Source organism: Streptococcus sp. SCPM-O-B-15294 (M123), assembly GCF_058200455.1.
The window spans coordinates 81,851-104,898 of the sequence record NZ_JBYQGU010000004.1; the positions used below are offsets into that span (position 1 = coordinate 81,851).

The window sequence follows — 23,048 nt, forward strand, 5'->3', positions numbered from 1 at the left end:
TTTTCTATTTCAAAAATAATTTCATAATATCGTTCCAAGTAACGGCAATCATCAAGATAACCATGACCGCTACTCCAGCAAGGGTCAAGTAGGTCTCTACCTCCTGCTTGAGCGGTTTTCTACGAACAAGCTCGATCAAATTAATCAAGATTTTTCCTCCATCCAAGGCCGGAATGGGGATCAAGTTAAAGATTCCAATATTGATGGACAACATGGCCATCAAGGACAGGATAGCTGGAAGTCCAAGCTCCGCGGCTTGCGAACTCGCTTTGTAGATCGCTACCGGACCACCCAACTTGTTCAAACTAAAGTGGAAGATGATATCCTTCAAGGCCGTTAAGATACGACTTGCTGTGTACCAAGTATCTGTCACACCTGACAGAAGCTTATCGAAAAAGCCCGTCTTGACAGCGTTGGTCACACCGAGATAATAGCGTCCACCATCTTCTTCTGGTTGGACCGTCACTTTTTGAGTTTTCCCGTCTCGTTCATAGGTGATCGTTACTTCTGGATTTTTTCCTTGGTTACGGGTTGCCTTCTGAACAGAATCTGTCAACTCATCCCAGTTTGAAACCTTGTATTCATTGATCTGAACGATCTGGTCATTGTCTTTTAGACCAGCCTTAGCCACTACTCCTTGAGGAACAACCTGAACATGGTTGCTGTAGTAGTCCACTGCTCCTCCTCGCATAAAGGCTAGGAGAGAGTAGACGACAATACTCAAGATAAAGTTGTTCATGGGACCCGCAAAGTTGGTAATGAGTCGTCCCCAGATACTAGCATTTTGATATTGCACATCCAGAGGAGCAATCCGAACTTCTGTCCCATCTTCCTCAACGATAGTTGCATCATGGTGGACAGGATAGGTCTTGGTCTCTTCGATGACGATTCCTGTGATTTCCAGTTTATCCTCAAAATCAAAATCTGTGACATTCATGGGAAGAGCCGTCTGGTCGATATTTTTCCCAGAAAGGTTGATCCGAACAACTGTTCCCTCAGGGTTCAAAGTTAGACTAACAGGCGTTCCTGTCTTAATCTCTGTCGTATCTTCGCCCCAGCCTGCCATTCGGACATAGCCCCCCAATGGAAGGATTCGAATAGTATAGGCTGTTCCGTCTTTGCCTACATGGGCAAAAATCTTGGGCCCCATCCCAATAGCAAACTCGCGAACAAGGATGCCTGATTTCTTTGCAAAATAGAAATGGCCGAACTCATGTACCAGGACAATGACGCCAAAAATGATAATAAAGGCAATAAATTGCATACACGCTCCTTCGTTTTATCTGATGATGGGATGACTTCTGTTTAAAACAGACCAAAGAATAGCATCAGTGGGAAAACAAAAATCAAGCTATCAAATCGATCTAAGACACCGCCATGACCAGGAATAAAACGGCCAGAGTCTTTCACTCCAAAATGGCGCTTGATGGCACTTTCGACTAGATCACCAAACTGAGCTGCTATACTGAAAAGAATGGTAAAGAGAATCATGGTCACCCAACCGTAAGAGCCCGCAACGGTACGATCTAGCATCATAAAGATCATCGTCACAACGACAGCACAAGCAATCCCGCCTAGACTTCCTTCAACAGTCTTGTTGGGTGATACTCTTGGCAAGAGTTTTTTCTTACCGAACTGGCTCCCAATAAAGTAGGCCCCTGAATCCGTTGCCCAAACAATAAAGAGGGCTAAGAGAATCTTATCTACACCTGCTAAGCGTGCTTGAATCAAGGCATGGAAGCCAAAGCCAACATAAAAACTTGAAGCAATCGGATAGACAACCTCGTCATAGGTGTAGCCTTGCGCCAAGACAGTCGTTCCCATCAATAATAAGACCAAAAGGCCATAGGCGATGAAATTGCCACCCGCTGGTAAGAAGGGAAGGTAACTCTCTAAGGGCAACGCCAACACAAGAGCTGCTAGCATGGCCAAGGCTCCTTCGATGGTTTCAGTCTGCAGACCTTTCATCTTCAACAATTCATGAACACCCAACATAGCGATAAGTCCCACTACAATCTGGAACACAAGGCCTCCCATAAGGACAACTGGGATAAAGAATGCTAGGGCGATTCCTCCAAAAATCACTCGCTTCTGTAAATCTTTTCTCATCTATTTCTCTCCTATACACCACCAAAACGTCGATGACGATGGCTGTATTCTTCTATTGCATCATGCAAGGCCTTTTCTCCAAAGTCAGGCCACATCACATCAGTAAAGTAAAGCTCACTGTAGGCTGCTTGCCAAGGCAAAAAGTTGCTCAAGCGAAGCTCGCCACTGGTCCGAATAATCAGATCAGGATCTCGCAAGTCCTTGGGTAGACTACTGGTATACAGATAATTAGCAATGGTCTCTTCTGAAATATCACCTGGATTCAAGTGCGCATCGAGGACTTCCTGGGCAATCTGTTTGACTGCTTGGGTCAGTTCCGCCCGTCCTCCATAGTTCAAGGCAAAATTCAAAATCAAGCCTGTATTGGAGTGGGTTAACGCCTCTGCCTTTTCCAGAGCCTCTAAGGTTTCCTTCGGAAGACGGGAAACTTCACCAATCATCTGGATCTTCACATTATTTCTATGAAGTTCTGGAACAAAGCGATCGTAAAATTCAACTGGAAGATTCATGATAAAGCTCACTTCCTGTTGAGGACGTGTCCAGTTTTCAGTTGAGAAAGCATAGACCGTTAGGGCTTGCACTCCCATCTCCTTGGCTGCGATGGTTACTTCTTGCAGAGCCTCCATGCCGGCTTTGTGGCCAAAGACACGAGGTTGCATCCGTTTTTTGGCCCAACGACCGTTCCCATCCATGATGATTCCAATGTGCTTGGGCACTTCTAGGGGAACGCTTAATTTTTCTTTCTTTTTAAAACGAAACATGTTTTTCTACCTATTTCACTGTTTTTATCGCTTCATTATATCATAAATCAGCTTAAAATGGTAGTCTAGCCCCTTTTCTAGGGGGCATCGAGCTAAAAATGAAAAAAGCGACCGTTTGATCGCTCTTTCTTATTATTCACCGTCGATGATAGAATCTGAGTCACCAGCGCCTTCAACTGCACCAGCTGTCACTCCTTCTGAAACTGGCAAAACTGTTTTAATAGCTGTCAATTCAAATGTGAGGTATACGCCATCCACATCCAAGACAACGGTTTTACGTTCAGTGTCTACTTCATCAACTGTTCCATACAAACCACCGATGGTAATCACTTCATACCCTTTTTGAAGCTTGTTCAAGCTCTCCATCCGTTTTTGGTATTGTTTCTTTTGGCTACGGCTCATGAAGAACATCATTCCGACCATTAGCGCAAGCATAAATAGCAAGGTTGTACCACTTTGCATACCGTTTCTCCTTTTTAAATCATATATGCTCTACTATAGCAAATTTTATAGGTATTTTCAATACGAACCCTTGATTTTCAAAAAAATAAGTCCATGGATGGAGGTGTCCAGCCACTATTCGATCCAGACAGCTTTTCTAGTGATTTCTTTTTTTGAAAAAGAAAAAACCATAAAAAATAGGTTTTTGCTAATCGATTGTGATCCCATATTTTTCATGATTTTTATCATACCATTCAATCAACAACATGGCTGTTTGATAGGTAATGTTTTTAATTTTACTGGTTCCTTTTGTCAAGGTAGCTAGACTCATCTTACTAATATCTGTCTCAGTTGCTACTCTATAACTTGTCACCTTTCCATCCACCATCAATTGAACGACAGCTTCAACTTTCTTATAATCTTTTGTCGAATAAATATCAATTGGATTTTTCATAAAATCATCCTATCCCCTTAAATTTAGTCTTTTATATATTATATAATTTATTTGTTCATTTATATGAAAATCTTGCTTACAGACGCTTTCTAAGGCATTTTCACGCTGTATTTAGCATCAATTCATGAAAAAACATACCTATTTTTTATCATTTTTCACTTTCTGGGAAAAAAAACGATAAAACTATACCTTATATATTTTTCTTTTGATGACATAAAAAAGGCTAAGGATTTCTTCTTAGCCTTCTTTTTCAAACTGATTTTCTCTCGGTTATAGTGCTAGATGTCCTAGTTATTCTTCTGAGTTTGTATTCTCTTTAATAACCAATTCTCCATCTTCCATATCCGCTAACAAATGTTTAGCCTCAAGGTGATCCAAGTGGAAGTCGGTCACTTTGTCACGGATTTGTTGTTCAACCACACGACGGAGTGGACGAACACCCATGACTTCATCATAGCCTTCTTCGGTCATGTATTCTTTAGCTGCATCACTCACCACCAAATCAATGTCTTTCTTAGCAAGCGTTTTGTTCACTTCTGCTAACATCAAGTCAACAATCTTAGAAAGGTCTTCCTTGCTCAAGTGTGAGAATTCGATGACAGCATTGAAGCGGTTGAGGAATTCAGGACGGAAGAATGGTTTCAAACGATCCATGAGTTCTGGTTTGTCTGCATCTTCTGTCAAGTTAGCTTCATAACCAAAGCCAGCGTTTGAAGTAGCGATAATGACCGTATTCTTGAAGTTAACTGTATTCCCTTGACCGTCTGTCAAACGACCATCATCCAAGACTTGAAGGAGAAGGGTGATGACTTGAGGATCTGCCTTTTCAATCTCGTCAAGAAGGACGATTGAGTAAGGATTACGACGGACGCGTTCTGTCAAGGTATTGTTGTTGTCATCGTAACCGACATAACCAGCAGTGGTACCAATCAACTTAGAAACAGCTGTGCGATCGCTGTATTCTGACATGTCCAAACGGATGATGGCATCTTTGGTACCGAACATATCAAGGGCCAATTGTTTAGCTAACTCAGTCTTACCGACACCGGTAGGTCCGACGAAGAGGAAGCTACCGATTGGACGGTTGCCTTCGTCAAAGCCTGCACGGTTCCGACGAATCGCTTTTGCAACAGCTTCAACGGCCTTATCTTGACCGATAACCTTAGTTTGCAAACGGTGACCCATATCTTTCAAGCGTTCGATATCGGTTGCCCCCATTTGTGATACTGGAATACCAGTCATCCGTTCGACAGACTCAGCCACATCATTGACAGTTGCAGTCACCTTGTGATCTTCTGTATGATTGGCAATTTGTTTTTCGAGTTCTTCGATCCGAACTTTTGCATTGAGGGCTGCTTCGTAATCTTCCTTGGCAGCTGCAGCTTCTTGTTTCGCTTTTTCTTCTTCAATTTCATGTTCCACAGCATGGACATCTGTCACTGGGTGTTGAGCTGCCAAGTGAGCAGCTGTCACATCGACCAAGTCAATGGCCTTATCAGGCAAACTCCGTTGTGGAATGTATTGAACAGAGTAATCAACAGCAGCTTTCAAAACTTCATCTGGCAAGACAACATTGTGGTGTTGTTGATACAGTTCACGGATTCCTTGGAGGATCTTGAAGGTATCTTCAGCAGATGGTGCATTAACTTTTACTTCGTTGAAACGACGAGCAAGGGCTGCGTTTTTCAAGATGGTGTTGCGGTATTCATCTTGAGTGGTTGCCCCAATCACGGTCAATTCCCCACGTGAAAGAGCTGGTTTCAAGATATCCGCAAGACCTTTAGATCCTTGACCATCCCCTGTGCTACCAGCACCAAGGATTTGATGGATTTCGTCAAAGAAGAGGATAATGTTTCCAGCTTCTTTAACTTCGTTGACCAAGTTTTGAATATTTTCTTCGAAGCTACCACGGTATTGTGTACCAGCTTCTAGACCGGAAATATCAATGGAGATGATTTCTTTGTTCTTGATAGCCGCTGGGACATCCCCATTCACGATAGCTTGGGCCAATCCTTCTACAACGGCTGTCTTACCAACACCTGCATCCCCGACAAGAACAGGATTGTTCTTAGTACGGCGAGAAAGAATTTCAGAAGTTTCTTGAATTTCTTTATTACGTCCAATAACTGGATCTAGCTTACCTTCACGAGCTTCTTCGGTCAAGTTACGACCAAGTTTTGCAAGGATCCCATCTTGTTTCATTCCTTTACCTTGATGGTGTTGCACTTGCTCGCTTCCTTCATTTGGAAGTTGACCAGTTTGACGGTAAATAGCGAATTCTTCAGGTGTCACTTCCCGACCGTTGATCATATAGCGACGGCTTTCAGAACGAAAACCACCCATATTTCCCATTAGTTGATTGAAAAGATCATCCATATTGTTAAAGTTGTTATTCATATTGTTTACCTCTAATTTACATAATTTTAACTTGTTCTTGAAAATGAGTAGCTGATTTAGCTACTTTAAATTTGTTTACATAATTTTATTTTGCTTTTAAATGAATAGCCTCAAAGGCTAGGATCTTGTATTTCTTCTTTTATCAATTAGTTTTCTATATTTTGGAAATAGCATCTCACCATCTCCTTTCCACTATTGATCCTGTAAACTCTTGAGATTTTTCCAACCTCTTTTTGTTTACATAAATTATTATAATCCAGGACGATTTTTTTGTCAACACTTTTTACATAATTTTTTACATTTTTTTAAAAAATTTTTTCCAAGCTAAAAAACACACCCTTACTAGGTGTGTCTCTTATTAAATCATGTATTCGACACTGTAGGTGGCGTCGGATAGAATCCGTGAAAGGAATTGTTTGGTTCGTTCTTCTTTTGGACTGTTGAAGAATTCATGCGGTTCATTTTCTTCGATGATGTGTCCACCATCCATAAAGATGACATGGTTGGCCACATCACGCGCGAAGCCCATCTCATGGGTTACGACAACCATGGTCACTCCTTCTTGAGCCAATTGCTTCATGACATCTAAGACGTCACCGACCAACTCTGGGTCTAACGCCGAAGTCGGCTCGTCAAGCAAGATCACGTCTGGTCTCACTGCGATGGCACGCGCAATTCCGATCCGCTGCTGCTGGCCACCTGACAATTGAGAAGGATAGTAATCCTTGTAAGCAAGGAGACCAACTTTTTCAAGGGCTGATTCTGCCCGTTGGATAGCCTCTTCTTTTGGAATTTTCCGAGCCACAACCAGGCCTTCTAAGATATTTTCAAGCGCTGTTTTGTTGGCAAAGAGATTGTAATGCTGGAAGACAAAGGCTGTCTTTTGGCGGATTTCTAGAATCTCTTTTTTGCTGAGTTTTGAGAGGTCATACTCTTTTCCACCCAAAGTCAAACGGCCTGTATCCGCCTTTTCCAAGTGATTGAGGCAGCGAAGGAAGGTTGTTTTTCCTGATCCAGATGGCCCCAAAATAACGACGACATCCCCTTGGTTGACCTTGAGATTGACATCTACCAGGACTTGGTGGTCCTTAAATTTTTTCGATACGTGTTCTACTTCTAACATCTTCTTATTTCTCCTTCTTCTATGCAATCGTCAGGCGTTTTTCTAAGCGATTGAATCCCCATTGAATCACCCCACAAATGACAATATAAAGAATAAAAATCACTAGATAGGATTCAAAATATTGATAACCATAAGAGGCTTCGACCTTGGCAATGGCGGTGATATCCTTGATGGTCATGACAAAGACAAGGGAGGTTCCTTTGACCAAGTTGATAACTAAGTTACACAAATTAGGAAGGGCTGAACGCAAGGCTTGGGGAAAAACAATGCGGATATAGGCTTGGCGATTGGTCAAACCGATGGCTTGCGCCGCTTCTAGCTGGCCCTTATCCACCGTCAGAATGGCTGACCGGAGAATTTCAGCAAGACTCCCTGTTGTCATCAAGCTAAAGATGATAAAGGCATAGTAAATGGGATTGATCTCAAAGACATTAAAGTGACTGCCTATGCTCTTAAAAAAGCTATTTAAGAGGCTGGGAAAGAGACTATAAAAGAAGAGAATCAAAAGAATCGGAGGCGTCGCGCGAATAAAGGCTAAGTAAACCACTGAGAAACTGCGAACCCCTTTGACCTTATAAATCTGGCCGAGTGCCAAAAAGAGGGCTGGAAAAAAACTCAAGAGAATCGACACGACCATGATCAGAAGTGTCACTGGAACACCACCCAAGGTGGCTAGAAATGTTTTACTAATAAAATTGAAATCCATAAGCTACCTTTCTGTTACACTGAGTCGTTTTTCAAGCAATTGAGCAGAGAAAGAAATCACAAGGGCAATCACCCAGTAAATCACCGCAACAGCTGTATAAGTCTCGAGAGAATAATTCCCAAGATTGCGGCTGATCAAGTTGTTTCCTGCTCCCATGATATCGATAAAGCCAATGGTATAGGCCAAAGCGGCATCGCGCATGAGGTTCAAGATGGCAGTTGTCATATTTGGAAGAGCCACGCGAAAGGCTTGTGGAAGGACAATCCGCCAAATGGTCTGAGCTGGTGTCAACCCGATACTCAAGCCCGCTTCCATCTGACCTTTTGGAATGGCCAAATAGGCTGCCTTGAAGACCTCAGAAATCATCGCGGCAAAGAGAAGAAACATGGCAATCAGGACAAAGACAAACTTGGACCAGTGGTCAATGTCGATGCCCAACCACCAGTTCAAAAATTGGGGCAGTCCATAAAAGACCAAAAAGAGCAAGACAATTGGAGGGGTACAACGCAAGGTAAAGACATAGCCTTTTGCCAGACCTGCTCCTACCTTATCTTCTGATACTTGTGCCCAGGTCAAAACCAAGCCAAATGCCGAACCGAGAAGCGTCGTTAACACCATCAAAGCTAGGGTCGCCGGTAGGGCCTGGACCAAGGTTGGAAGAAATGACCAGACCTTGGAAATGTCGTATGAGACCATGTTTCTTTTCCTTTCTGTATCCGTATAGAAATAAGGAAGCTGGGGCTATGCGCACCCAGTTTCATCTTATTTTTCTTTATCTACATAACTGAAGACATCTTCACCGAAATATTTTTCGGATAGTTTAGCAAGCGTCCCATCTTCTTCCAATTCTTTGATGGCCTTGCTGTAGGCTTCCGCAAATTTTTCGTTTTTCTTATCCTTATGGATCAATGGGTAAGTTGGAATTCCTTTGTAGGCAAACCAGCTAAGTTTGTCCGCATATTGGTGGTAAGAACCATCTTTATCTGTGACAGCTTTTTCAAAGGAAAGTTTGATGTCAAAGAAGGCATCGTAACGTCCTTCCAGAACCCAAGCATAAGCATCTGCGACTTTGAAAGATTCCGCAGCTGTTAATTCGATTTGTTGGTCCTTATGCTTTTCATTGTATTCTTTAATAACATTCCACTGCGCATTTTGTGGTGAAATTGGAACCAATTTTCCTTTTTCTTTAGCGAAGTCATCAATGTTCTTGTATTTATCCGCGTCTTCTTTTCGTACGGTAAATCCGATGATACTTGCCCCGATTGGTTCTTTTGGAATGATAAATTTCTTGGCACGTTCTTCGGTATACCAAGCTCCTTTGGTTCCGATATCGTATTTACCAGACTCTAGACCGATCAAGAGATCGTCATCACTTGTTCCAGTGTACTCAAACTTGTAGTCTGGTAGTTTTTCGTCAATGGCTTTGAGCACGGCTACTTCATAACCATCTGATTCCCCTTTTTCATCGACGAAATCGTAAGGCACATAGTTTTGAGTGTGGGCTACTTTCAAGGTTGTTACTTTATTAGATCCTGTTGATCCTTTACTGTCGTTTGCGTGGTTCAAGCTTCGACCAATAATCGTTGCACCTGCAAGGGCAAGAACGGCCACCCCACCGATAATCCATGTTTTTTTACTCATACTCTGTTCTCCCTCTTTCTATTTTCCTTATTCTGCTGCAGCTTCACGAACCCATTCGATTCGTTCTTCATCAATGTCACTTGGGATGGTACAATCGGCACCAATGACCAAGCCTGTGGTTCCAGTTTCTGCGATGATGCGTTTGGTTTCTGCTTGGATCGCAGCCTTATCTCCTGTGTAAAGAAGTCCATTTTTACCATTTTCAAAGCCACCAAGAACCGTACGTCCACCGAAGATTTCGCGTCCTTCTGCTAGGCTGATGCCTTCTGGTCCGACTGCCCAGTTAATGACTTGGGCTGGGTAGTCTGTGAAGAGATGGATATCATTGCGAGCTCCTTCGTAGCCACAGATATGAAGAATGTTTACGCCCCCTGCTTCATTGGCTGTTTCTAAGACATGGAGTTCACTCGGTGCGATGACTTGTTTGTAAACTTCTTGGCTCACGCGCGCATCCTGGATACTTTGAACACTGAGGTAGATCCCGTCTGCCCCTGCTTCTTTGATGATTCGTTGGCTCAAACTTGCAATATCTTGGCCAATGGTATCCAATACTTTTTTAAGAGTTGCTGCATCTTGATCGATGAAGTTTGCGATCAAGTCATCTCCTCCTGAAACTTCTCCGACCAACCATTTGAAGTAGGTCACTGGAGCAAAGATATTGTAGATAGCCACAATGTCTTCTTCAAAACCGGCACGGATTTTTTTAACGAGCTCTACCTGCTCTGTAATCCATGGATGATCTGCCCCGAGGGGTTCAATCCCTGCTAAATCCGAGATGTTTTCAAGGCCCTTGTAAATAGCTGGGTTTGGATAAGCAAAGTAGCCATCACTCATGAGTTTGACAAAGTCTGGTTTGACCTTGTGTAGGAAGTTTTTATGACCATTGAGGTTTTTTTCAATAATTTCAGGATTGGAAAAACCTTTCAACCATTCTTCTTCCCTTGTAAAGTGATGCCAAAAGCCAACTGGCACACGGTCAACCGCTTCCCCTCTGAAAGCTTTTAAAACTAATTCTCTTTTTGTGGACATGTTCTTACCTCGTTCTATTCTTTTCTTGCTAGTTATCTTAACACTTGGACTTTTATTTGACTAATATATATTTTTTATCAAGCCCTTCATCTTTTTTTATCACTGATCTTCTAGGAGCAGGACTCCTGCTAGATCAGACGGGCGAATGAGGGAGAGACTATGAGCTGGAATTTTCTCCAGTCTTTCCACATCCGGATCCGTTTTGCTTTCCTCTTGACTGCTAGCGGCAGCAACTTTTGCGAGTCCTAGGACTAGGAATAAAGCTACCAGCATCAGACACCAAATATTGATTTTTTTCATCTCCCTCTCCTTTCTCTTTTATAAGACAGCTGCTTGGCGCACCCAATCAAGACGTTCCAATTGGAAATCGTCTGGCACGGTGCAGTCTGCTCCAAGGATCAAACCGCGACTTCCAGCTTCTGCCACCAAGCGACGGGTTTCTTGCTCGATAGTTGCTCGTTCCCCTTGGTAGAGCAAGCCTTTCTTACCATTGACAAAGCCACCCAAGACGGCGCGATTGCCAAAGAGCTTGCGCCCCTCTGCTAAGCTGATCCCTTCATGATGGGTCGCCCAGTTGATAACCTGAGCTGGATAATCCTTGAAGAGTTCCACTTCATTGCTAGCTCCTTCAAAGCCACAGATATGAAGGATATTGATGCCACCCGCTTCATTGGCCGCTTCTAGGACAGCGATACTGCTCGGTTCAATAATCTTGCGGTATTCTTCATCTGTCACGCGCTCATCTTGGATCTGCTGAGTTGAGAAGTAAATCCCTTCCACTCCCGCTTCTTGGATCAAGCGGCGACTAAGAATAGCGATATCTTCAGCAATGACATCAAGTACATGGGCCAAGGTTTCTGGATCTTCCTTGATAAAGTCCGCAATCACTTGATCCCCGCGAGAATGATCTGTCCGGAACCAGCGTTTCAAATAAGAAATGGGCGAGAAGATGTTGTAGAAAGAAGCAATCTCCTCATGAAAATGAGAACGAATTTCCTTGACCACTTCAATTTGTTTTTCAATCCAAGGATGATGCTCTCCGATGGGCTGAATATCCTTTAATTCTTGGATTGATGTGATCTCTCTCGAATAAAGAGCACTCGGATAGCGGAAGAAGCCATCGCTCATAATCTTGACAAAATCAGGGGAAATTTCTTCAACATAGTGTTGGTGTCCTTTGATACTTTTTTCAAGTACGGCCGGATTGTCTAGACCCAATTCTTTTTCTTCTTGGGTCACATAATGGAGCCAAAATCCTACAGGAATTCGCTCTACTGCTTCGCCTCGAATGGCACGAAGAACCAATTCTTTTTTACTCATACCGTGAAACCTCCTCAATCTCTTCTCCAAAAGGAAGACTGATTGCTGCCCTTCTGAAATTTGTAACCATGATATCACCTCGAAAAGTAGCTGACTAATATATTTTCCCTATCAAGGCCTTAAAATTTCTTTATTGAGGTAGGTATCAAAAAAAGCGCAAGCCCTTGAAAATAAAGCCTTGCGCGCATTCTGATCTATTATTTTATTTTTGAAGAAAGGAACCTACTTTGAAAATTACTTGACCCCGTTATAAGAATCAACTATACCCCTCCTTTTCATTCTCCTAAAATATGGTATACTAAAGAAAAAGGAGGTGCCTATGTCTTCCATTCGTTTAATTGTCAGTGATATTGACGGAACCATTCTGGACCAGCAGCATCAGGTCGATCCCGACCTCATCGAACTCATCCCCAAGCTCCAAGAAAAAAAGATTCCTTTTATCTTGGCATCGGCTCGTTCTCCTATCGGGATTGCTCCTATCGCAAGAAGATTGGGCGTCCACCAGGAACCAATCGCTTGCTATAATGGAGCTCTCATCGTCAAGGGAGAAGAGATTCTATTTGAACACAGCCTGAACAAAGATGAGATCCGCACCTTCCTCCATCGTGTGGAAGAACTAGATTCCAGCATTTCGATTAATTGTTATAGTGGGTCAGTCTGGTTTAACTCCAGAGAGGACCAGTGGACCCAAGTTGAGGCTTCGATTACTGGTGAGACGCCACAGATACAGCCCCTTTCTCAGACCCTCTCTGACGATGCTCTCCATCTACATAAATTGCTCTTGATCGGCGATACTCAGAACATTCAAGAACTCTATCAGAAGCTGGATCCACAAGAATTTCCTCAGACTGCTTTCTACCTTTCAAAGGAAAACTACCTAGAAGTCACCGCCAAGTCCGTCTCAAAAAGAGATGCTGTCCTTGAACTGGCTGCTTATTACCAGGTCCCTTTAGAACAGGTCATGACCATCGGGGATCACTTCAATGACCTCCCCATGATTCGTCTGGCTGGACTTGGAGTTGCCATGGGAAATGCTCCTGAAGCCGTCCAAAAGGAAGCTCAAGTTGTCACCAGTAGCAACCAAGAGCACGGCGTAGCAAAAGCAATCCAAGAGTATGTCTTACCACCATCAAACAAATAACCTATGAAGTTTCTTCCTTCATGGGTTTTTATTACCCTTCTTTCATGACAAAGTAAGCACGCACTTTTGGTGCGACTTGCGTTCCAAAAAGTTCAATAGCTCGAAGAACTTGATCATGTGGCATAGAACCAAGCGGTAAGTGCAACATAAAGCGATCCAAGCCTAAATCCTCAATCATACGGATCATTTTTTCTGCTACTTGATCTGGATTTCCCACAAACATAGCGCCATTTGGCCCCACCTGCTCAAGATATTGCTCATAACGCAATTCCTGCCAGTGCGGACGGTCTTTAGAAATCGCATCCACCACTTGCTTGGTCGGATGGAAATAATCTTTCACTGCCTGCTCGCCATCTTCAGCAATCCACCCCCAAGAATGGGCTCCCACTTTCAAGTCTTTGTCAGCATGACCCGCTTCGCTTCCAATCTCACGATAAGCTTGAATCAACTTTTTAAAATAGCGAGGATTGCCACCGATAATCGCATAGACAATCGGCAAACCAGCACGGGCAATCTTGATGGTTGACTCAACGTTCCCTCCTGTCGCTACCCACAGAGGCAATTTTTCCTGAACTGGACGTGGATAGACTTCTTTTCCAGCAATGCTTTGGGTCAATTGTCCACGCCAGTTCACTTTGGTGCTTTCATTTGCCAGCTGAAGCAGGTCCAATTTTTCATCAAAGAGGGCTTCATAGTCTTTCAGGTCATAGCCAAACAGAGGAAAGGACTCGGTGAATGAACCACGCCCAGCCATAATCTCCGCACGTCCGTTTGAAAGGGCATCGATGGTGGCATATTGTTGGAACAAACGGATGGGATCCATACTCGAGAGGATGCTGACAGCACTGGTCAAACGAATCTTCTTGGTATTCACCGCACCAGCTGCAAGGACAATCTCTGGCGCTGATACCGCAAAGTCCTCCCGATGATGCTCCCCAATGCCATACACATCCAAACCAACCTTATCAGCCAACTCTATCTCTGCCACCAACTGACGGATTCGTTCATCATGACTGTATACTTGTCCAGTCCCATTTAAGGCTGTTGTTTCACCAAATGTTGAAATTCCTAATTCTACCATACTGATTTACTCGTTTCATTATTAGTTATTTTGGGATTTTATCACTAATTAGTTATAATTGCAAAAAATTTGCTTATTAAAAAAAGGCTGGGACAAAAGTCCTAGCCTCTCAATTGTCTTTGGATTGTCAAGCAAGACGCAGTGGTTGAGTGGGCTCTACTACGCTGATTTCATCAGCTTTTACGGCCCTACTCAATTGTGCGGAGGTGGGACGACGAAATCGAATTCTAACGAATGACCGATTTCTGTCCCACTCTCTTTTCATTTTTATTCTACTGTTACGGATTTAGCAAGGTTCCGTGGTTTGTCCACATCGAGTCCACGGTGTAGGGTTGCAAAGTAAGCGACCAATTGGGTCGGTACGACCATTGAGATTGGTGAGAGGTAAGGGTGTACGGTCGTAAGAACGATATCATCTGTATCTTTGGCAACATTTTCTTCTGCGATGGTGAGAACCTTAGCGCCACGCGCTGCCACTTCTTGGATATTTCCACGAGTGTGGTTAGCTAGGACAGGGTCTGACAAGAGGGCCAAAACAGGTGTTCCCTCTTCAATCAAGGCAATCGTTCCGTGTTTGAGTTCTCCAGCCGCAAATCCTTCACATTGGATATAAGAAATCTCTTTGAGTTTGAGACTGGCTTCCATAGCTACATAATAATCTTGGCCACGTCCGATGTAGAAGGCATTACGTGTTGTTTCAAGAAGTTCACGAACTTTGCTATCAATCAATTCTTTTTCTGAAAGAGTTGACTCGATCGACTGAGCGACGATAGACAACTCATGAACCAGATCAAAGGCTTGCGCTTTAACATTGCCATTTGCTTCACCAACTGCTTTTGCCAGGAAGGCAAGGGCTGCGATTTGCGCTGTATAGGCCTTGGTTGATGCTACGGCAATTTCAGGACCTGCATGAAGCAGCATAGTATGGTTAGCTTCACGAGAAAGAGTTGACCCTGGCACGTTTGTAACTGTTAAGCTTGGAATACCCATTTCATTGGCCTTGACCAAAACCTGACGGCTATCAGCTGTTTCACCAGACTGACTGATGAAGATGAAAAGTGGTTTCTTGCTGAGAAGCGTCATACCGTAGCCCCACTCAGATGAGATTCCGAGTTCAACTGGTGTATCCGTCAATTCTTCCAACATCTTCTTAGAAGCAAATCCTGCGTGGTAAGAAGTTCCAGCCGCAAGGATGTAGATGCGGTCTGCCTCTTGAACAGCCTTAATGATCGCTGGGTCTACCACTACTTGACCAGCCTCATCAGTATAGGCTTGGATCAACTTACGCATCACCGTTGGTTGCTCATCGATTTCCTTGAGCATGTAGTAAGGGTAGGTACCCTTACCGATATCTGACAAGTCAAGTTCAGCAGTATAGCTAGCACGCTCACGGCTGTTGCCATCATAGTCTTGCACTTCAACACTATCAGCCTTAACGATAACCAACTCTTGGTCATGGATTTCCATGTATTGGTTGGTTTCACGAATCATAGCCATGGCATCAGAGCAGACCATATTGTAACCATCTCCAAGTCCAATCAAGAGTGGTGATTTGTTTTTTGCCACATAGATGACATCTGGATTTTCAGAGTCAATCAAGGCAAAGGCATAAGAACCGCGGATGATGTGAAGAGCTTTTTTGAAGGCTTCAAGTACTGACAAGCCCTCTTCTTCGGCAAATTTCCCAATCAAGTGAACAGCGATTTCTGTATCTGTTTGTCCCTTGAAGTGGTGACCTGCAAGGTATTCTTCCTTGATTTCAAGATAGTTTTCGATCACCCCATTATGCACCAAGACAAAACGTCCTGTCTCAGAGCGATGTGGGTGAGCATTGTCTTCTGTCGGTTTTCCGTGAGTGGCCCAACGAGTATGTCCGATACCAGTTGTCCCCTCAACACCGGCAGTTTTAGCAGACAATTCTGCAATACGACCAACTGCTTTCACCAAATGGCTTTCAGCACCACCTAGAACAAAAATTCCAGCCGAATCATAACCACGGTATTCGAGTTTTTCAAGTCCTTGAATCAAAATATCCGTTGCATTTGTATTTCCAACAACACCAACAATTCCACACATAGTTTTTACGACACAGACAAGCTGTGCTTTCTCCTTCTATAAAAATGAAAGAAAATAGGTATCCATACTTGAGTTCCCTTATTTTCTTAGCCAATTTATAAAATTGGTCTAGTCTGATTTGATAGAAAAATCATCAGCGGAATCAGTATACAATGCTTTTTCCTGTTTGTCAACCTAAAAAATACTAGAAATTGGTCTAGTTAAGAAAGGGTTAAGAAAAACCAACCAACATGTCGGTTGATAGGGTAGGATGATTGGCTTCATTTAAGATAGTAATTGATTTCAACTAATCTAGATGCCTATCCAATAATTTCATGAGCTTCACTTCATTTTTTTACCTTTTTAATTATAAAATGAACTCCCAGCAAAACAACTATAATAATAGAAATATAGGCAAACATGAACTGATTCGATAGATGTTCACCACTCGCATTCTGCAAGATAATCCCATAAGATTCTTTGTAGTTCGTAATGACCGAAGATGGGGCGTCATTAAATACTTGAGCAATTGAATCTTTCATCAAAACTTGTTTTAAGAGTGCATTCACCTGTGTTAGAGGGAACCAGGTCATGACCTGTTGCAAGGTTTCTCCTACGGATCCAATTGAAAGATAAACACCAGAAATGAAGCCGATAAAGGTTCCAACTATTGTACTCAAAGTTGTAAAAGCTGAACTAGTTCGGATAAAAGTCAAAATTGGAAGAATAATAGCCGCAGATAAGATCGTTCCTAAGGAGGTAACCCCCAAAATTGATAAGTAATCAGTCATTGAATAATCAAGAAGAGAACTAAAACCATTAAAAATACCAATTGCAAAAACACAAGAGAACATGGTCATAATAATCCCAAATAGAATTGCAAAAACTGCATAGGCTAATTCAACCTTAAAGTTAGATACTGGACTGACTTTAAAGTCCTCACTCAACTTCTTTTCTCTATCTGAAACCATTACGCCAAATGCACCAAGAGTACTTGTCATTGAAATAATAGTTGTTAAACCTGAGATTAACCAATAATTGACCATCTGAATGGTATCCGTAGAGGCGGTATCACTATTCAATGCCTCCTTGATGGCATCAATCTGAATTTGTCCTAGAAAGACTTGATAAACCAAGATTAAGATGATGACCGATAAGAAGGACATCAAGAAAGCTAATCGATCTCGTGTATAGACTTTCCGATTTCTAGAAATTAATTCAAGCATTCCCCTCTCCTCCTTTAGATTTTAGTAAGTTCAAATAAGCCGCTTCCAAATTGGAGTACTCCACATTAAATGTTTCAATAATTGATTTTCCTTGATTTTCTGAAATAATCTCCATCATCTCTTCAACCGAGACATCCTTAAATACGACTTCTGCCTCAGAAAGAACTTGACACTTATTTACAAATTTAGATACAGATAACGATTTTACTGATTGACCAGGTTTTAAAGTGACATTCAAGTTAGTGGTTGAATGCTTTTCAATGAAATTGGCAATATCTCCTGAATAATACAAATTACCTTCGATTAAAACATTTAAGATATCACAAGCAGCCATCTCTTCCAAATAATGAGTGATAAGAACGACAGTCATATTATCTTTTTTGTTCAACTGATTGATTGCTTCCCATAAATCATGACGAGACTGTGGATCTAAACCAGTTGTCGGCTCATCTAACAACAGTAAAGACGGTTGTGGTAGTAAAGCTCGGGCAATATCTACTTTTCGTTTTTGTCCTCCTGATAAACTACCATATTTTTTCTTTTTTAGAGTAGCTACATCCAAATATGATTGCAAATCTGTAATACGCGTTTGTACTTGTGATTTTGATAAGCCGTACAAGGATCCACGAGATACTAAGTTTTCCTCTACCGTTAAGTTATCATCTAAACGATTACTTTGAAATACAATACCGATATGTTGATAAAAATCTTTCGTTGGCAAAGATTCTCCATCCACTTCCCAAAGAATCTCTCCTGAACTTGGCTTGAAATTTTTAATCAACAAATTAAAGAGTGTTGTTTTCCCTGCACCATTCGGTCCAAGAAGTCCATAAAATTTTCCTTCCTCAAGAACTAAATCAATTCCTTTCAAAGCCTCAAAGGAACCATAGCTTTTCTTTACATTGTGTAATCTAATTTCCATTCTCTGACACCAACATCCTTCCTGAAGCAACTTCTTTCTTCTGCTCTCAGTATATCCAATTTCTATCATTTGACGTGAGGACATTCATGTCCAAGTCTAACCATTATTTTCACCAACAAAAGAGGCTGGGACAAAAGTCCCAGCCTCTCAACTGTCTTTGGATTGTCGAGCAAGACGCAGTGGTTGAGTGAGCTCTACTACGCTGATTTCATCAGCTTTTACAGCCCTACTCAACTGTGCGGAGGTGGGACAACGAAATCGAATTCTCACCAATTACCGATTTCTGTCCCACTCTCTCAATATTCAGTTTATATTTTTTGAGAGCAACAGACTAAAAGATGAACAATTCTCTATTCCTCAGTGTATGTTAGACCTTTTTTTGCAAGGTCCTCTTTCCATTCTTCTTGCATGTTTTTCTTCACTAAATTCTCAGATAATAAGTCTGCCATCAAGCATACTTTTTGATAATCATTTTTTGCTTTTTCTAGATCATCTTCTATAAATAAAGCAACTTTCCAATTTAAAGCATAAACAAAAATATTATCCTGAAAATCATGTCTCTTTGTCATGATATCATTTAAGGCTTTAACAATGTCTGGCAACCTGTCGTATATCCCATAATGGGCTAACACGCCTGCGGCTGAGATTAGAGTGTTTTGTAGCATTTCCAACTCTGATAAGGGGAAATAATCTATCGCAAGTAAGATTTTCTCTACTAAGTGTATAAATTCATCTTGATCAAAGGCTCCCAAAGCCAAAGAAAGCAAGCGCAATTTGATAATCTCCACATCGTTGAGACTTAACTCTTTTTTCTTCATGGCTTGCTCTAGATACTCATCTAATAAACCTTGATCAAAAGAAGGATTTTTGGATCCAATCATATCAACCGTAGCTTGGGCGACCTGGACAGACAGTTTTTCTTCCTCTGGCAGATTATCAAAATAGTTTTCGTAAATATCCTCAATAATTTCTTCATGCCGATGAAGACGATCTTGATCTCCATAATGATATAACGTCCGTAGTTGATACTTCAAATTCAGATATTCTGCAGGCAATTCCAAACTAGTTTGATTCGTTAACGTATCTAGGGAAACACCTAGTTGCTCAGCAATATACTTCGCTGTTGCAATCGTTGGCAAAGACTGACCCTTTTCAATTCGCTGGAGTTGGCGCGTCGTTAATAGGTCCTCAATACCACAGATTGCTTGTCTACTTAATCCCTTACTTTCACGTAGAGTTTGTACTTTTTTTCCTAATTCTGTTTTAAAATCCATCATACAAGCTCCTTTTCTTCTGGTTTTATTATAGCACATATTAAAATTGAAGGGTTTTGAACCTTTTCCGGCACTAAATGAAAAATCGGAAATGAAGAATGCCGTCAGAAACATATGCATCTGATGGAGTTCCACACTTCCGAAAATAAAACTAGTCAGTCATTTACTGAAATGAACGGCCTATCGTACTTAGATAACAGAATCCTCAAAAACTTATTCTTCAAATCCATTCTGCTGGCTCAATTCACGGAACCAATGACCAGATTTTTTTAGGCGTCTTTCTTGAGTGGCTAGGTCTAATTCGACAAGGCCATAGCGGTTTTTATAGCCATTGAGCCAAGACCAGCAGTCGATAAAGGTCCACATAAGGTAGCCCTTACAGTTGGCCCCATCTTGGATAGCTCGGTGCAATTCACGCAGGTGGTCTTTGACGAAGTCAATCCGATAGTCATCTTGAATTTCCCCGTTTTGACGGAATTTTTCTTCCCCTTCAACTCCCACCCCATTCTCTGTTAGGAGCCATTCGATGTTGCCGTAATTTTCCTTGATATTTTGGGCAATATCGTACAAGCCCTGCTCATAGATTTCCCAACCTCTATGTGGGTTGATCTTTCTTCCTGGCATGACATAGGGTTCGTAGAACTGCTCGACCAGCATCGGAGAGTCTGGGTTTGGCGCATAACGAGGCGCAGAGACCCGCATTGGCTGGTAATAGTTGACTCCTAGGAAGTCAACTGTATGTTCTTTGATCAGCTCCAAGTCACTTGGATCCACCTCTGGCAAGAGAGCACGCTCCCGCAAAATCTCTACCAACTCTGGTGGGTAAGTCCCAAGAACAGACGGATCAAGGAAGGATTTGGCTTGGAAGAGCTCAGCGATTCGTGCCGCCTTGACATCTGCTGGATGCTGACTCCGCGGATAGGCTGGCGTCAAGTTCAAGACCACTCCGATTCGATAGTTTGGATCCACCTCATGGCAGGCCTTGACAGCAAGGCTACTTGCCAACTGGGTATGATAGGCGACTTTGACTGCTGCTGCGGCGTCCACCTTATGTGGGTAATGGGCATCATAAAAATAGCCAAACTCTACAGGAACAATAGGCTCATTAAAGGTAATCCACTGATCGACCAAGTCCCCATAGGTTTCAAAGCAGAAACGAGCGTAGTCGCGATAGGCGTAGACCGTTTCCTTGTTCTCCCAACCATCTCCTTGCTCTTGCAAGGCAAAAGGAAGATCAAAGTGATAAAGATTGACCATCAAATGAATGCCTTTGGACTTGATGCGTTCAAATACTTGGCGGTAAAAGGCCACTCCTACTGGATTGACTTCTCCACGACCCTCAGGGAAAATTCGAGACCATTGGATAGAAGTCCGAAAGGCGGTATGTCCAGTCTCGACTAGAAGCTCAATGTCTTCTTCCCAATTTTCATAAAAGGTCGAAGTTAAACCGGGCCCTTCTTGGAAACGAAAGCGATGAGGCTCTACTTGATACCAGTAGTCCCAGAGGTTGTCACCCTTACCATCTCCGGTAAAACGCCCTTCTGTCTGTGGGCCAGATGTCGATGTCCCCCATAAAAAATCTTTTGGAAACTTAATCATGTGTTTATCCTCTCTCATTGTCTTCCTCTCTATTATACTCCCTTTCAGCGCTCTTCCTAGAGACTATTTTCAGTCATTTTTACGCAGATTATAGAAAAAACACGCTAGCTATCAGAAGACCCGATTTCTAGCGTGTTTTGTTTCCATTATAATTGATTGACGACATAATCAAAGAGAGCCTTGTCTCCCTCGCTTATCTGATAACGCAGTTCTGGATGCCACTGAACCCCTAGAAAGGCTGTCCCGTGGGATGATTGAACCGCTTCGATAATCTGATCTTCCGGACTAAGAGCAATCACTTCTAGGTGAGGGGCTAAATCCTTGATCCCTTGATGGTGGTAGGAATTGATCTGACCAACTTCTCCGAATAAGTCCCGCAAAATGCTTCCTTCAACTGTTTCGATTGAATGACTAGTTTCGCTGGCAGGATTTTCCTGCCAGTGATGGTCGATATCTTGGTAAAGTGTCCCGCCCATGGCTACATTGTAGAGCTGCATGCCTCGGCAAACCGTAAAGATGGGCTTCTTAGCAGCTACTGCTTCCTTGATCAAGGCCAACTCGAAAAGGTCACGCTCGAGCAAGTAATCATCGCTAACAATCTCCTTCTCTGCTCCATAAAACTGGGGAGAAACATGCTGACCACCTGTGATAATCAACTTATCAATCAAGGAAATATAGTGCTCAGCTGTTGCTGGGTCTCCAATCGGAAGGATGAGGGGGATGCCCCCCGCTTCTTGAACCCCCTGGACAAAGCCTGTCGGTGTATAACTGAGGTACATTCCATCTTCTTCACGGAAAGGGCGTTGATTGCCCGTAATCCCAATCACTGGTTTCTTCATCGCTCATTCTCCAATCTCTTCACAGCTAATATAGTTCCTTATTTTATCACACTCCGAAGGTGACTTTCAACTTTTTTCTAGATTTTTCAAATAAGGAGAAGTTTTCTGAATTTTTACGAATAATACAGGTGAAGAAACAATTTTCTTCAAAGAAAGGAGAAGATAGATGAACACAATTTCTATTCATTCTGATGACATACTATCAGATCATGAACTAGCCTCTATTCAAGGTGGATTTATCCCAGCTGTCATTGCAGGGGTAGCTACATGGAAAATTGCTGCAACTGCTGTCAGTAGTATCGGACTCGTTTTTGCTGCTGGAGCAGGTCTAGGATATCTAGCCAACCGTCCATAGGTAAGAACGATGAAAAAAAGACGCATATTCCACATCATCACGATATCTACTTTACTTTTGTCTAGGATCTTTTTAGCAGTTCTACAAATCCTACACGACCTTCATTATCTCACACTTCCTTTTGAAACTTACGGAGTGAGTGACTTACTTTCTTGGATTCTTGTTATTTGGATCCTAGGCATTGCATATAGAGAACTCAGAAAGGAGAAAAGCAATGAATAATCTACAACTTTTAACAACTGAGGAATTAGAAAACACCCGGAGCGGTGTTGGCCTAGCTGAAATCGTCGCTATTTGATGAGCCTTAACGGCCTCTCCCCCAAATACCAGAAGCTGATTGTCTCCTTGCTCCAAGAACTCAAAACAGCAGGAAAAACGATTGTCATTTCCTCCCACCATTTCGAGCAAATCGCTCCCATTGTGGAACGAGTTCTGCTCTTTTCTGAAGAGCACACCATTACTGGAAGCTACGATCGAGCGGATTGGGAACATCATCCAGATATTCAATAATCGTTTTCGTCATGTTAAAAAGCCTCGGTAGGGTTCTTCCTACCGAAGCTTTTTTGATGAAAGAG

At 42.4% G+C, this 23,048-nt stretch carries 23 protein-coding genes; 3 read left to right on the forward strand and 20 right to left on the reverse strand.

Annotation, left to right across the window (positions count from 1 at the left end):
- Nucleotides 1-4: 4 nt before the first annotated feature.
- The 13 genes from rseP to AC3E8G_RS04200 all read right to left on the reverse strand — a co-directional run bounded on the left by rseP (nucleotide 5) and on the right by AC3E8G_RS04200 (nucleotide 11,981).
- A complete protein-coding gene (gene rseP, locus AC3E8G_RS04140) occupies nucleotides 5-1,264 on the reverse strand; it encodes an RIP metalloprotease RseP (protein WP_490677100.1) in 1,260 nt (419 codons plus the stop codon).
- A gap of 41 nt (nucleotides 1,265-1,305) precedes the next feature.
- Nucleotides 1,306-2,109, reverse strand: coding sequence for a phosphatidate cytidylyltransferase (locus tag AC3E8G_RS04145; protein WP_023027645.1), 804 nt, complete (start codon nucleotides 2,107-2,109; stop codon nucleotides 1,306-1,308).
- An 11-nt stretch (nucleotides 2,110-2,120) separates the two neighbouring features.
- The gene (gene uppS / locus AC3E8G_RS04150) at nucleotides 2,121-2,870 is read right to left on the reverse strand and encodes an undecaprenyl pyrophosphate synthase (RefSeq protein WP_048691553.1); all 750 of its coding nucleotides are present in this window, start codon (nucleotides 2,868-2,870) and stop codon (nucleotides 2,121-2,123) included.
- Between the two features lie 132 nt (nucleotides 2,871-3,002).
- Complete coding sequence (gene yajC / locus AC3E8G_RS04155; RefSeq protein WP_006595033.1) at nucleotides 3,003-3,332, reverse strand: preprotein translocase subunit YajC; 330 nt, start codon at nucleotides 3,330-3,332, stop codon at nucleotides 3,003-3,005.
- A gap of 187 nt (nucleotides 3,333-3,519) precedes the next feature.
- Nucleotides 3,520-3,765, reverse strand: coding sequence for a hypothetical protein (locus tag AC3E8G_RS04160; RefSeq protein ID WP_023022151.1), 246 nt, complete (start codon nucleotides 3,763-3,765; stop codon nucleotides 3,520-3,522).
- A 291-nt stretch (nucleotides 3,766-4,056) separates the two neighbouring features.
- On the reverse strand, nucleotides 4,057-6,162 hold the full coding sequence (locus AC3E8G_RS04165) for an AAA family ATPase (protein WP_490677101.1): 2,106 nt from the start codon (nucleotides 6,160-6,162) through the stop codon (nucleotides 4,057-4,059).
- A gap of 358 nt (nucleotides 6,163-6,520) precedes the next feature.
- Nucleotides 6,521-7,285, reverse strand: coding sequence for an amino acid ABC transporter ATP-binding protein (locus tag AC3E8G_RS04170; RefSeq protein WP_154858909.1), 765 nt, complete (start codon nucleotides 7,283-7,285; stop codon nucleotides 6,521-6,523).
- Between the two features lie 19 nt (nucleotides 7,286-7,304).
- Nucleotides 7,305-7,991 (reverse strand): amino acid ABC transporter permease, encoded by a 687-nt coding sequence (locus tag AC3E8G_RS04175; protein WP_154858910.1) that lies wholly within the window; start codon nucleotides 7,989-7,991, stop codon nucleotides 7,305-7,307.
- A 3-nt stretch (nucleotides 7,992-7,994) separates the two neighbouring features.
- On the reverse strand, nucleotides 7,995-8,687 hold the full coding sequence (locus tag AC3E8G_RS04180) for an amino acid ABC transporter permease (protein WP_154858911.1): 693 nt from the start codon (nucleotides 8,685-8,687) through the stop codon (nucleotides 7,995-7,997).
- Nucleotides 8,688-8,753: 66 nt separating this feature from the next.
- Nucleotides 8,754-9,632 carry a transporter substrate-binding domain-containing protein gene (locus AC3E8G_RS04185; RefSeq protein WP_154858913.1) on the reverse strand — a complete coding sequence of 293 codons (879 nt, stop codon included), beginning with the start codon at nucleotides 9,630-9,632 and terminating at the stop codon, nucleotides 8,754-8,756.
- A 27-nt stretch (nucleotides 9,633-9,659) separates the two neighbouring features.
- Nucleotides 9,660-10,661, reverse strand: a complete 1,002-nt coding sequence (locus AC3E8G_RS04190) for a uroporphyrinogen decarboxylase family protein (protein ID WP_490677102.1) — start codon at nucleotides 10,659-10,661, stop codon at nucleotides 9,660-9,662.
- A gap of 99 nt (nucleotides 10,662-10,760) precedes the next feature.
- Nucleotides 10,761-10,961 carry a hypothetical protein gene (locus AC3E8G_RS04195; RefSeq protein ID WP_006595041.1) on the reverse strand — a complete coding sequence of 67 codons (201 nt, stop codon included), beginning with the start codon at nucleotides 10,959-10,961 and terminating at the stop codon, nucleotides 10,761-10,763.
- A gap of 18 nt (nucleotides 10,962-10,979) precedes the next feature.
- Nucleotides 10,980-11,981 carry a uroporphyrinogen decarboxylase family protein gene (locus AC3E8G_RS04200; RefSeq protein ID WP_006596959.1) on the reverse strand — a complete coding sequence of 334 codons (1,002 nt, stop codon included), beginning with the start codon at nucleotides 11,979-11,981 and terminating at the stop codon, nucleotides 10,980-10,982.
- Nucleotides 11,982-12,300: 319 nt separating this feature from the next.
- On the opposite strand from AC3E8G_RS04200, the gene AC3E8G_RS04205 reads away from it, so the two are divergent.
- Nucleotides 12,301-13,122, forward strand: a complete 822-nt coding sequence (locus AC3E8G_RS04205; protein ID WP_129270415.1) for a Cof-type HAD-IIB family hydrolase — start codon at nucleotides 12,301-12,303, stop codon at nucleotides 13,120-13,122.
- 31 nt (nucleotides 13,123-13,153) lie between these two features.
- Here the strand turns inward: AC3E8G_RS04205 and AC3E8G_RS04210 are convergent, their stop codons facing one another.
- From AC3E8G_RS04210 to AC3E8G_RS04240, 7 genes are all read right to left on the reverse strand, one after another.
- Entirely contained in the window at nucleotides 13,154-14,203 is a 1,050-nt protein-coding gene (locus tag AC3E8G_RS04210; RefSeq protein ID WP_006595044.1) for an LLM class flavin-dependent oxidoreductase, read from the reverse strand.
- A gap of 267 nt (nucleotides 14,204-14,470) precedes the next feature.
- The gene (glmS, locus tag AC3E8G_RS04215; protein WP_490677103.1) at nucleotides 14,471-16,279 is read right to left on the reverse strand and encodes a glutamine--fructose-6-phosphate transaminase (isomerizing); all 1,809 of its coding nucleotides are present in this window, start codon (nucleotides 16,277-16,279) and stop codon (nucleotides 14,471-14,473) included.
- Nucleotides 16,280-16,605: 326 nt separating this feature from the next.
- Complete coding sequence (locus AC3E8G_RS04220) at nucleotides 16,606-17,484, reverse strand: ABC transporter permease (protein WP_125374776.1); 879 nt, start codon at nucleotides 17,482-17,484, stop codon at nucleotides 16,606-16,608.
- Nucleotides 17,477-18,406: an ABC transporter ATP-binding protein gene (locus AC3E8G_RS04225; RefSeq protein WP_425931619.1), complete on the reverse strand. Its 930-nt coding sequence runs from the start codon at nucleotides 18,404-18,406 to the stop codon at nucleotides 17,477-17,479. The genes AC3E8G_RS04220 and AC3E8G_RS04225 overlap by 8 nt, the downstream gene beginning before the upstream one ends.
- Nucleotides 18,407-18,756: 350 nt before the next feature.
- The gene (locus AC3E8G_RS04230) at nucleotides 18,757-19,683 is read right to left on the reverse strand and encodes a helix-turn-helix domain-containing protein (protein WP_490677104.1); all 927 of its coding nucleotides are present in this window, start codon (nucleotides 19,681-19,683) and stop codon (nucleotides 18,757-18,759) included.
- Nucleotides 19,684-19,893: 210 nt separating this feature from the next.
- Nucleotides 19,894-21,279: a glycoside hydrolase family 1 protein gene (locus AC3E8G_RS04235; protein ID WP_490677105.1), complete on the reverse strand. Its 1,386-nt coding sequence runs from the start codon at nucleotides 21,277-21,279 to the stop codon at nucleotides 19,894-19,896.
- Nucleotides 21,280-21,425: 146 nt separating this feature from the next.
- Nucleotides 21,426-22,118 (reverse strand): gamma-glutamyl-gamma-aminobutyrate hydrolase family protein, encoded by a 693-nt coding sequence (locus AC3E8G_RS04240; protein WP_490677106.1) that lies wholly within the window; start codon nucleotides 22,116-22,118, stop codon nucleotides 21,426-21,428.
- 166 nt (nucleotides 22,119-22,284) lie between these two features.
- On the opposite strand from AC3E8G_RS04240, the gene AC3E8G_RS04245 reads away from it, so the two are divergent.
- Both AC3E8G_RS04245 and AC3E8G_RS04250 read left to right on the forward strand, forming a co-directional pair.
- On the forward strand, nucleotides 22,285-22,473 hold the full coding sequence (locus AC3E8G_RS04245; RefSeq protein ID WP_048690331.1) for a class IIb bacteriocin, lactobin A/cerein 7B family: 189 nt from the start codon (nucleotides 22,285-22,287) through the stop codon (nucleotides 22,471-22,473).
- Nucleotides 22,474-22,770: 297 nt separating this feature from the next.
- A complete protein-coding gene (locus AC3E8G_RS04250; RefSeq protein WP_313964741.1) occupies nucleotides 22,771-22,983 on the forward strand; it encodes a P-loop NTPase family protein in 213 nt (70 codons plus the stop codon).
- Nucleotides 22,984-23,048: the final 65 nt, after the last annotated feature.

What these genes read in the sequence shown, in the direction of transcription:
- AC3E8G_RS04185 (WP_154858913.1), bottom strand. Translation starts at nt 9,632, where the DNA reads ATGAGTAAAAAAACATGGATTATCGGTGGGGTGGCCGTTCTTGCCCTT.
- AC3E8G_RS04205 (WP_129270415.1), top strand. Translation starts at nt 12,301, where the DNA reads ATGTCTTCCATTCGTTTAATTGTCAGTGATATTGACGGAACCATTCTG.
- AC3E8G_RS04245 (WP_048690331.1), top strand. Translation starts at nt 22,285, where the DNA reads ATGAACACAATTTCTATTCATTCTGATGACATACTATCAGATCATGAA.
- AC3E8G_RS04180 (WP_154858911.1), bottom strand. Translation starts at nt 8,687, where the DNA reads ATGGTCTCATACGACATTTCCAAGGTCTGGTCATTTCTTCCAACCTTG.
- AC3E8G_RS04195 (WP_006595041.1), bottom strand. Translation starts at nt 10,961, where the DNA reads ATGAAAAAAATCAATATTTGGTGTCTGATGCTGGTAGCTTTATTCCTA.
- yajC (WP_006595033.1), bottom strand. Translation starts at nt 3,332, where the DNA reads ATGCAAAGTGGTACAACCTTGCTATTTATGCTTGCGCTAATGGTCGGA.
- AC3E8G_RS04240 (WP_490677106.1), bottom strand. Translation starts at nt 22,118, where the DNA reads ATGAAGAAACCAGTGATTGGGATTACGGGCAATCAACGCCCTTTCCGT.
- AC3E8G_RS04235 (WP_490677105.1), bottom strand. Translation starts at nt 21,279, where the DNA reads ATGATTAAGTTTCCAAAAGATTTTTTATGGGGGACATCGACATCTGGC.
- AC3E8G_RS04175 (WP_154858910.1), bottom strand. Translation starts at nt 7,991, where the DNA reads ATGGATTTCAATTTTATTAGTAAAACATTTCTAGCCACCTTGGGTGGT.
- AC3E8G_RS04220 (WP_125374776.1), bottom strand. Translation starts at nt 17,484, where the DNA reads ATGCTTGAATTAATTTCTAGAAATCGGAAAGTCTATACACGAGATCGA.
- glmS (WP_490677103.1), bottom strand. Translation starts at nt 16,279, where the DNA reads ATGTGTGGAATTGTTGGTGTTGTTGGAAATACAAATGCAACGGATATT.
- AC3E8G_RS04230 (WP_490677104.1), bottom strand. Translation starts at nt 19,683, where the DNA reads ATGATGGATTTTAAAACAGAATTAGGAAAAAAAGTACAAACTCTACGT.
- AC3E8G_RS04160 (WP_023022151.1), bottom strand. Translation starts at nt 3,765, where the DNA reads ATGAAAAATCCAATTGATATTTATTCGACAAAAGATTATAAGAAAGTT.
- AC3E8G_RS04210 (WP_006595044.1), bottom strand. Translation starts at nt 14,203, where the DNA reads ATGGTAGAATTAGGAATTTCAACATTTGGTGAAACAACAGCCTTAAAT.
- AC3E8G_RS04190 (WP_490677102.1), bottom strand. Translation starts at nt 10,661, where the DNA reads ATGTCCACAAAAAGAGAATTAGTTTTAAAAGCTTTCAGAGGGGAAGCG.
- AC3E8G_RS04165 (WP_490677101.1), bottom strand. Translation starts at nt 6,162, where the DNA reads ATGAATAACAACTTTAACAATATGGATGATCTTTTCAATCAACTAATG.
- AC3E8G_RS04170 (WP_154858909.1), bottom strand. Translation starts at nt 7,285, where the DNA reads ATGTTAGAAGTAGAACACGTATCGAAAAAATTTAAGGACCACCAAGTC.
- AC3E8G_RS04145 (WP_023027645.1), bottom strand. Translation starts at nt 2,109, where the DNA reads ATGAGAAAAGATTTACAGAAGCGAGTGATTTTTGGAGGAATCGCCCTA.
- AC3E8G_RS04200 (WP_006596959.1), bottom strand. Translation starts at nt 11,981, where the DNA reads ATGAGTAAAAAAGAATTGGTTCTTCGTGCCATTCGAGGCGAAGCAGTA.
- AC3E8G_RS04225 (WP_425931619.1), bottom strand. Translation starts at nt 18,406, where the DNA reads ATGGAAATTAGATTACACAATGTAAAGAAAAGCTATGGTTCCTTTGAG.
- uppS (WP_048691553.1), bottom strand. Translation starts at nt 2,870, where the DNA reads ATGTTTCGTTTTAAAAAGAAAGAAAAATTAAGCGTTCCCCTAGAAGTG.
- AC3E8G_RS04250 (WP_313964741.1), top strand. Translation starts at nt 22,771, where the DNA reads ATGAGCCTTAACGGCCTCTCCCCCAAATACCAGAAGCTGATTGTCTCC.
- rseP (WP_490677100.1), bottom strand. Translation starts at nt 1,264, where the DNA reads ATGCAATTTATTGCCTTTATTATCATTTTTGGCGTCATTGTCCTGGTA.